The sequence below is a fragment of the bacterium genome (genome assembly GCA_035945995.1).
In the GTDB taxonomy this organism is placed as follows: Bacteria; Sysuimicrobiota; Sysuimicrobiia; order Sysuimicrobiales; family Segetimicrobiaceae; genus DASSJF01.
In genome coordinates this window covers 31861-40620 of sequence record DASYZR010000064.1, presented here as the reverse complement: position 1 = coordinate 40620, position 8760 = coordinate 31861, and the positions used below count along the sequence as shown (strand labels likewise).

The window sequence follows — 8760 nt, the reverse complement described above, 5'->3', positions numbered from 1 at the left end:
TGAGCACACTATTGGGCGCAGGCGCGCAAGCGAGGTCGGGCGACCTCCAGCCGTGCCATTGGACGTACGTCGTCGTTGCATTCCCGGCGTACGTCCCGCAAAACTCTCCCGCCACCGCCAACCCGTCGCGCGCCGCTTTGAGATCGGCGAAGAACCGGTGAGCGAGCGAGGCCGCAATCGTAAAGGTTTTGAGGGGGCCATGCGTCGCTCTCCCGCGATCTTGCAGCGTGAGATCGGCGTTGCCGTCGGACCACACGTCCATTTTGTATCCCCACCAATCCGTCGCACCCGAATCGACGACCGTCGCACCGTCGCGCGCCGGCGTGTTGGCCGCGCAAACGGCAAGCGGTAACACCATCAACGCTAAGGCAAATGCCACGCGAGTGATTCGCAAGCTAAAAGACTTGTACATTTCCTCTCCTAAACGAAAGACATCTCCCTGAGGTTTCGTTAGGGTGACGCTTCGTAATGGTCTCGTAAAAACGTGCCCATCGAGAGAACCGATCCTTCGGAAAACGGCCAGGCCGCGACGTGTCCGTTGTGGGCCCAGATCGCGATGTTGGCATCGGGGTATAGGCTGTCGGCGACCCAACGCACGTTTTGCGCCATCCCCGCGTCACGCGCGTCGTCGTAGTCGTTTGAGCATCGTGCGATCAGCTCCTGAACGATGGAATACGCAGAGCGCGCGATCGCCAACGACGCATGCGCGCGGGCAACGATGCGATAGGCATCGGATATCCGCGCGAGGCACGCAAGCTTGACCCGCGAGCTGAGCGTTTCAAAGGCCCACCCTAATTATCTTCCATTGTGTGCTGATTCTGTCTAGTCCGGAATTTGCGTTTTGGCTTCTCGAGTCATCTTCAGTGTGCACCTGCACGCCTTGTATTGGAGGATTCCACCCCAGTTTCCTCCAGCGCGGGCCCACAAGAGCCCGTTCTGCCCTTCCTGAGAACGCCAACACCGGGATGGCCGCACCGGCGGGCGATTTCTCGGCCACCTCTCCGTCCTCGGCTGCTGGGCTGCCCGACCTGGCTGCAACGACAGTGTCTGCCTACCTTGCGGGCCCAGGCAGGGCGACAAGCCGTCGCAGGATCGCCCCGAATAGCGTCCGCGTCAGGTATCCTGCGGCCAGCAGCCATCAGTAATAGCGCGCGTGTTTCACGAGCCGGCCACCCGTCTTCATCAGGCGTTGCTGCAGACTTGTCAGCGACCAGGTGTCGATCCGCTTCGGCAACCCGAGCCGCCGCCACAAATTCCCCAGGTTGTAGGCGATGATGCTGAGCCACAGCCGCACTTCGTTCGGCCGGAACCGGTGACAGCTCAGCCGCGTCATCTTCACCGCCTGCTTCCCCTCTTTGATCCATTGCTCTGCCGTTCCCCGCTTATTGTAGAATCGCACCACCGCCCGACTGTCCATTTCCAGGGTCGTCACGATGAAGCCCACTCGAGGAAACAGTTCCCCGCAGTGCCACTCGACCTTCGCGACCACCCGCCGTGCCGTCTTCCAACTGACGGCCTGGTACCGGAAGCTCTTGTACCGGACCACCGGCTTGTGACTGGGTCGTCCCACGGACCGCCGGAACAACTCCTCGACCTCGCGCTCCAGGATGTCGTTGGAGGGGATGCGGATCGCGTACCTCACGCCCCGCTTCTCCAGGGCTTCGTAGAGTTCCGGTTTGGCGAACGCGGCGTCGGCCCGGACGACTACGTCCTTGTCGTGCTTCTGCTGCCGCTCGATCTCGGGCAGCAGCACTTGGTCCCAATCCTCGGCGCTGTGGACGTTGCCCGACCGCAGCTTCACCGCCAGACAGTCGCCCTCCCGATTGAACAGTAGCAGCGGATGATAGCAGGTCGACTCGAAGTGGCCGTTGTAGACGTTCTGTTCCTGTTGCCCGTAGACCGGGATCTCGGTGCTGTCCAGATCGAGCACCACCCGCTGCGGGGAGGTCAGCGCCTCCACTCTTGCGATCAGCTCCCGGTTGATCGCGGCCAGCCCGACAAGGTTCTTGTCTTGGGTCAACAACTCCGTCTCGAACGAGTGCACTCGGGACGTCAGGGCGGCCCCGCGCTCCCAGACCGTCTCCGACCCGATCAGCCGGAACGTCGGATCGTGGGAGAGGCGCTCGGCGTCGTTGACGTCCTCGTACCCCGCCAATCGGCGGTAGACCGATTGCCGGACCAAGTCGGCGAGCGGAAACTGGGTGTTCTTCCCCCGAGGGTCAGTGACGTGCTGCGCGATCAAGTCGCTGAAACCCAACCGCTCGTCCAGCTCGCGCACGAGGATCAAGCCGCCATCGGAGGTGACCCGGGAGCCCTGGAACTCGACCCTCAGCGCGGGGTTGAAAGAGAGCTGGAAGGGCTGGTTTTGGGCCTCACCCATTGGGTACGTACCTCCCCGGCGTGATCATCGTGCGCAAACCCGCATCCATAAAGGCATTCGACGCATCCCCGAGGTTCTTTGTGCGCAGTCAAATCGGAAATGTAGGGTACAGGGCAATTGGAGGAAAGAAGCAAAGTACCCCGCCCGCATCGCTCTTGTTGGTCCACGGCGCCGGTAGCGGACCGTGCGTGTTTCGCAGTTGGGCATCGGCTTTTCCTGGTATCGACGTGGTGGCCATTGACCTACAAGAGGGCCTCGACATCCGAAGTGCCAGCATGCGTGACTACGCCGCGGCCGTCATGGCGGCGACAGCGCGACTGCGCCGGCCCACGGCCCTCTGCGGGTGGAGCATGGGCGGATTGGTCGTCCTTCTGGCCGCCCTGAAAATAAGGCCTGACAGTGTGATCTTGCTGGAGTCCAGTCCACCAGGTGGAGTTCAAGGGTTCAATCCCGATGTCGCACTTCGCGAAGGCACATTCGACCCGGAGGAAGCATACGGTCGTTTCCCCGCCGGCCAGCGAGCACGACCCGAATTGCTGCTCGCCCGAGCGGAGCGGAAGCGGGGCATTCCCATCCCAGAGATCCCCGGCCGGTCCCTCGTCGTCTACGGCGACAGTTTTCCAGAGGAGCGGGGCCGGCGGATTGCGTCGTTGTATGGGTCAGAGGAACGATATTTCCCCGGTCTCGACCATTGGGGGTTGGTCCTGGATCCGGCGGTCCGAGTTGCGATCGCCGAATTCCCGGGATCCGCCGCTGAACGGAGTGCTTAACTCCTCCAAGAGCCTGGTTGGTGGTGAGCGTCGTCTAACGGGCACGCCGCTCCCGAGGCGCCCTTCGTCATCGAGCATCGGGAGGCGCTCATCTATATGCTCTGCGAGGCCGCGGAGCTCGAGCACGGCATCATGTGCCAATATTTGTTGGCCGCCTTCTCGCTCAAACAAGCACCGAGGAGGGCCTGAGCGAGTCGCATTTGGAGATGGTGCAGCGTTGGAGAGGCGTCATCCTGGGGGTGGCCGCCCAGGAGATGTTGCACCTGGCCCTGGTCCAAAATCTGCTCTCCGCGATCGGGGCCGCGCCCCACCTCTCGCGCCCCCACCTCCCCGCGCCGGCCGGCCATTATCCCGCCGGCGTGCAACTCGCGTTGATGCCCTTCGGCGGACAGGCGCTCGGGCATTTCATGTGTCTCGAGCGACCGGAGAGAATGGCGCTGGACGACGCGGAAGGCCTGGCGGCGATCGAGCGCGCGACGCCCATTATGGAGCTGGGCGAGATCGTCCCGCGGCTGCGGCCTGGGCGCTCATCCGAGAGCGCCTGCAGGAAGGGGTCGGCTTCTGCGACAGAATCGGGGGCAGGGGCCCCAAGCCTGACGGCGCCCTTGGGCCGGATCGGCGAATCGCTTGGCGGCTTCGCGAATAGGCTCGTGCTCGGCTGAGCGGAGCCGATGAAGCCTGGTCGGACGGAAGCATTCAGCGATGGCGTGTTCGCCATCGCCGCGACGCTGCTCGTGCTTGAGATCCACGTACCTGTCGCGCACGGGATCTTCTATCCGCCGCCGTTCATGCGTGGCCCGCGTACGTCAGTTATGGCATCAACTTCCTGACCATCGGCATCATCTGGATGAACCACCACGCCATCTTCGACCATCTTCACCGCGTCGATCGCCCCTACGGGTGCTCAACCTACTTCTCTTACTGCTTGTGGCGCTGATCCCGCTTCCCACGGCCTTGTTGGCCACCTACCTCCAAGCAGGTCACGACGAAGCCGTGGCCGGCGCGGCCCACGTTCTACGGAAGGATGAGCTTCGGACCACCACGAGCGACGACGCCACTAAACGGAAGCTGCTGCTATGATTCACTGGCGGGGCGCCGGCATACGCTGTCGGCATCCCGCTGGCTTTTGTGAACGCGAGAATCAGTCTTATGCTCTACGCGGCGCTCACCGTCTACTACCTTCTGTGGCAGGTCCCCGTCGAGGTTGGTGGCCGGTAAGAGGGATAGTTCGTGGCTCATCACAGGGAAAAAGAGCGGGAGCCCGGCCTCGCCTGGCGCAACTACCCGGAGATCCCGCCAGTGCTTGCTGCAAGGATACGGCTCAGTACGGCGTAGCTCGCGGGGTCAGTTTCCGTCGCCAGTCCTTGCTGGAACTCTCGAAAGTGGGTGATTTTGTGCCGGAGGGAGGACCCCAGATGCCCGCCGCCCAATCGAGCTCTCCAGCGCATCGTCACCGCATCGCGGGTTTTGCAATGGCTCGCGAATCCACTCGGTGGGCTCCGGAACATGAGCGATACGGCCAGGTCGGGCGGCCGGATCGTCGTACTCGATTACCATCACGAGCGGATCCAGTGGACACCTGACCAGGGAGAGCATGCGGACTTTCTGCGAACGGTTCCTCGGTTGGCGGAGAGACGCCGGCTTGGATAACACGATTGCCGACCGGCTCCCCGATGTACTCCGCGATGCTGGACTCGCCGATATTCGGCCTACACCTGCCGGTACCTTCGCAGAGCACCGGGCGCGGGCTGCGGACGTAGAACGCCTCTGTGGCCCCACAAGGAATCGACGACCCTCTTGCCAACGTCTTAGAGGTGAACCATAGCGAGACGCGGAGGTGACCGGATGAATGGGATTCATCTGCGGCGCGCTCACGCGAAGAACGGGATGATGCGGCGCGGGCTGCTTTGGTACGTTGGGGCGGCGCTCGTCGCGGTGTTGCCGGCCACGTACGGCGCCGGGACAGGTGCCACGGCGGCGGCGCCGCAGACCGGCGGGACGGTCGTGTACGCCGTAGGCCCGCAGGACATCAACTGGTATCAGCCGCTACGGCCCGCCGCGTACAACACCGTGGTCGACGGCAGGGCGGCCACGATGATGTACCTGCCGCTCTTCTGGGTCGGCGGGGACGGCAAGATCGATTACAGCCACAGCGTCGCGAGCGCCATTACCTGGAACCAGGACGGCACCGTCTACACGGTGCGCATGAACCCCAAATGGCACTGGTCGGACGGCAAGCCGGTGACGGCCGACGACGTGCTGTTCACCTGGTACGTGATCCAGGCGGCCAGCGCGAAGTCGGCGCCCGCGCCGTGGCCGTACGCCCAATCGGGTTTCGGCGGCATTCCCGACGACGTGAAGGCCGTGACGGCGATCAGTCCGACAGAGTTCACCGTCACGTTGACACATCCGGTCAATCAGCTCTGGTTCGAATACGATGGGCTCTCGCAGCTCCGTCCGCTGCCGTCGCATGATTGGAACAAGTACCCGAACGATCCCGCGGCCGAACTGGCCTACCTCACAAAGAACGGGAACAATCCGTCGTTTTTCGGCGTGGTGGATGGGCCCTGGAAGCTGGAATCGGCCACCGACAAGCAGTCGTGGGCATTCGTGCCCAACCCCGCGTACAGCGGGCACAAGCCCTACCTGGCCAAGTTCATCTATGCTTACCAGACGTCCGACGCCGCGGAAGAAGCCGCGCTGCGGACCGGGGCGGTCCAGGTCGGCTATCTGCCGGCCACGGACTACAGCATACGCGATCAGTTTTCGAACGACCGGTTTTTCACCAGCACGAACTACGGGTACTGCCGCCTCTTCCTCAATTTCGCCAACCCGGAGGCGGGACCGATCCTGAAACAGCTGCCCGTACGCCAGGCGATGGCGATGGGCATCGATCAGCGCGATATCATCGACAAGCTGTACCATGGCCAAGCCGTCATCGGCAGCGGCCCGGTGCCGCTGATCCCGCCGACCTTTCTCGATCCCAAACTCAAGACGCCGCCGTACGCCTTCGACCCGGCGGCCGGCAAGAGGGTCCTCGCGGAGCACGGCTGGAGTCTCCAGAACGGCGTCGTGACCAACGCGCAGGGGCAGAAGCTGCGGTTCACCATGCAGTACGTGAGCGGGAACACCACGACCGAGGCCATGATGCAGCTCATCCAAAGCGACTGGGCCAAGGAGGGCGTCTCGATCCAGCTCGAGCCCCGAACGTTCGCCCAGATGGTCGGCATGCACCTGAAGGCCGACGCCGCGCAGTGGGAGATTCAGGGCGGCATCTGCTGGGTCTGGGGCGCCAGCTACCCGACGGGCGACGGTATCTACCGGACCGGCGCCGCGTACAATTTTTACGAGTACTCCGATCCAACGCTGGATCGGCTGATTGACGCGACCCTGGCACCGCACCCGACGCCCGCGGCGGCGCAGGCCTCGATGAATGCCTACGAGGAGTACGTGGCGCGGCAGCTACCGCAGATTTGGATGCCGAAGCCGTACATCCTCAACGAGGTCCAGAAGAACGTGCACGGTGTGGTGTCGACGCTCAATAATTTCACGGGCGCGATCTTGCCGCAGTACTGGTGGATCGGCCGTTGACGTAGGGTGCGCGTGAGCGCACAGTCCGCGGCGGCCGGGCGCGCGGTGCCCAGGGCGGCACAGGCGGAGGGCCGCTACGCCAGAAATTGGAGGGTTCTCCGCCGGCATCCCCTGGCATGGGCGGGCGGCGCCGGGCTCGCCTTCATCGTCGGCTTGTGTTTTCTCGGTCCGCCCGTGTATGAGACCGATCCGATGGCCGTCAACATTCTGAGCACCCTGCAGCCGCCGTCGGCCTTTCACCCGCTCGGCACGGATGAGCTGGGCCGCGACGTGCTGAGCCGCCTGATGCTGGGCGGCCAGCTCTCGCTCGAAGTCGGGTTCGCGGCGGCGCTGGCGTCGATGGCGGTCGGCATCGCTTACGGGCTCACCGCGGGATACGGCGGCCGGTGGGCCGACACAGTCATGATGCGCGTCGTCGACCTGCTGCGCGCGGTGCCGGCTCTGTTCCTTCTCCTCTTCGTCAACTCCGTGTTCAAGCCGAACGCCGGCCTGTTGATCGCGCTGATCGCGTTCGTCGCCTGGCACGACGTCAGCCGACTCGTACGGGCGGAAGTGCTGTCGCTCCGGGAGCGCACATACGTCGAAGCGTCTCGGGCCGCCGGCGCCTCGCGCCTCCGGGTGGCGCTCGTCCACCTCCTGCCCAACGCCATCGGCACGATCGCCGTGACAGCCACGTTTCGGGTTGCGGACGCGATCCTTCTGGTGGCCGGGCTGAGTTTTCTCGGCCTGGGCCTGCCGCCGCCGGCGCCCAACTGGGGGGCCATGCTGGCCACCTCAATGTCGTACCTGCCGCAGAACGCCTGGTGGCTCGTCTACCCGCCGGGAGTCGCGCTCCTGCTCGCCGTTGTGTCCGTCAATTTTCTCGGCGATGCACTGCGCGAGGCGTTCGACACGCGCCTCCGCCGGAGTCTCTAGGTGCGTCCCCGACACACGTCCCGCTGCCCGGAGCGGGGAGAGGCTGACCGATGCTGCGGCTGATCCTTGGGCGGGCGGTCGAAGCCGCACCGACGCTCTTTCTGCTCACGCTCCTCAGCTTTGTGCTCATCCACATCGTGCCCGGCGGGCCGGCCACCGCCATGCTCGGAGACCAGGCGACCCCGGCGCTGGTCGCGCAGATCAACCACTCCCTCGGCCTGGATAAGCCGCTTCCGGTCCAGTACCTGATCTGGCTCGGGCAGCTCCTTCGTGGCGATTTCGGATACGCCTATACATATCACGAGACGGTATTCCGGCTGATCTTGACCAATCTGCCGCACACCCTGGTCCTGGTCGTCACGGCCATCGTGATCTCGCACCTGATCGCGATCGCCGTCGGCATCTACCAGGCCACACATCACAACACGTGGACGGATCACGCGCTGACCGGCGTCGTCTACTTCCTCTACTCTATGCCGAGTTTCTGGCTCGGGATCATTCTGATCTTCACCTTCTCGTACAAGATAGGCTGGCTGCCGGCGGGCGGCATCACCAATCCGACCGACCTCCATCCAAGCCTCGGCGCGCTCATGCTGCACCTGGTGCTGCCGGTTGCCACGCTCGTGCTGTTGACAGTCGCCGGGTGGAGCCGCTACGTGCGGTCCTCGATGACCGAGGCGCTGGTCCAGGACTACATCCGCACGGCGGAGGCGAAGGGCCTCTCCCGCGGCAGGCTCCTCGTCCGCCACGCGTTCAAGAACGCCCTCTTGCCGCTCATCACGCTGGTGGGACTCTCACTTCCCTTTCTCTTCAGCGGAGCAGTGATCATCGAGTCGGTCTTCAATTACCCCGGTATGGGCCTACTCTTCTGGGACGCGGCGGGCAGCCGGGACTATCCTATCCTGCTGGGCATCGTCGTCGTCGTTGGCGTGCTGACCGTACTGGGCAACCTGCTGGCCGACGTGCTGTACGGATGGGCCGATCCCCGCATCAAGTACGATTGATCGAAGGGACTTTACATTCTCGTCGGCCTTCGCCGGACCGGGGACCGCGTTCCGATGATCGGCGGCTGACCTTCTTCGGGTTGTTCCTGGTACCGGATCG

At 64.1% G+C, this 8760-nt stretch carries 6 protein-coding genes and 1 pseudogene; 4 read left to right on the top strand and 3 right to left on the bottom strand.

Features of this window, described 5'->3' with window-relative positions:
• The 3 genes and pseudogenes from VGZ23_06525 to VGZ23_06515 form a co-directional block, all read right to left on the bottom strand.
• On the bottom strand, positions 1-412 hold a 412-nt coding region (locus VGZ23_06525), incomplete at its 3' end, for a hypothetical protein (protein ID HEV2357250.1).
• 38 nt (positions 413-450) lie between these two features.
• Positions 451-720 carry an erythromycin esterase family protein gene (locus VGZ23_06520; protein HEV2357249.1) on the bottom strand — a complete coding sequence of 90 codons (270 nt, stop codon included), beginning with the start codon at positions 718-720 and terminating at the stop codon, positions 451-453.
• A gap of 331 nt (positions 721-1051) precedes the next feature.
• Positions 1052-2380: pseudogene (locus VGZ23_06515) on the bottom strand (IS1380 family transposase).
• Between the two features lie 976 nt (positions 2381-3356).
• On the opposite strand from VGZ23_06515, the gene VGZ23_06510 reads away from it, so the two are divergent.
• The 4 genes from VGZ23_06510 to VGZ23_06495 all read left to right on the top strand — a co-directional run bounded on the left by VGZ23_06510 (position 3357) and on the right by VGZ23_06495 (position 8660).
• Positions 3357-3812 (top strand): ferritin-like domain-containing protein, encoded by a 456-nt coding sequence (locus tag VGZ23_06510; protein ID HEV2357248.1) that lies wholly within the window; start codon positions 3357-3359, stop codon positions 3810-3812.
• Between the two features lie 1183 nt (positions 3813-4995).
• On the top strand, positions 4996-6741 hold the full coding sequence (locus tag VGZ23_06505) for a peptide ABC transporter substrate-binding protein (GenBank protein ID HEV2357247.1): 1746 nt from the start codon (positions 4996-4998) through the stop codon (positions 6739-6741).
• 12 nt (positions 6742-6753) lie between these two features.
• Entirely contained in the window at positions 6754-7656 is a 903-nt protein-coding gene (locus tag VGZ23_06500; GenBank protein ID HEV2357246.1) for an ABC transporter permease, read from the top strand.
• A 50-nt stretch (positions 7657-7706) separates the two neighbouring features.
• Positions 7707-8660, top strand: a complete 954-nt coding sequence (locus VGZ23_06495; GenBank protein HEV2357245.1) for an ABC transporter permease — start codon at positions 7707-7709, stop codon at positions 8658-8660.
• The last annotated feature ends 100 nt before the right edge of the window (positions 8661-8760 follow it).

Coding starts and splice junctions, on each gene's coding strand:
- VGZ23_06505 (HEV2357247.1), top strand. CDS start 4,996: ATGAATGGGATTCATCTGCGGCGCGCTCACGCGAAGAACGGGATGATG.
- VGZ23_06510 (HEV2357248.1), top strand. CDS start 3,357: ATGGTGCAGCGTTGGAGAGGCGTCATCCTGGGGGTGGCCGCCCAGGAG.
- VGZ23_06495 (HEV2357245.1), top strand. CDS start 7,707: ATGCTGCGGCTGATCCTTGGGCGGGCGGTCGAAGCCGCACCGACGCTC.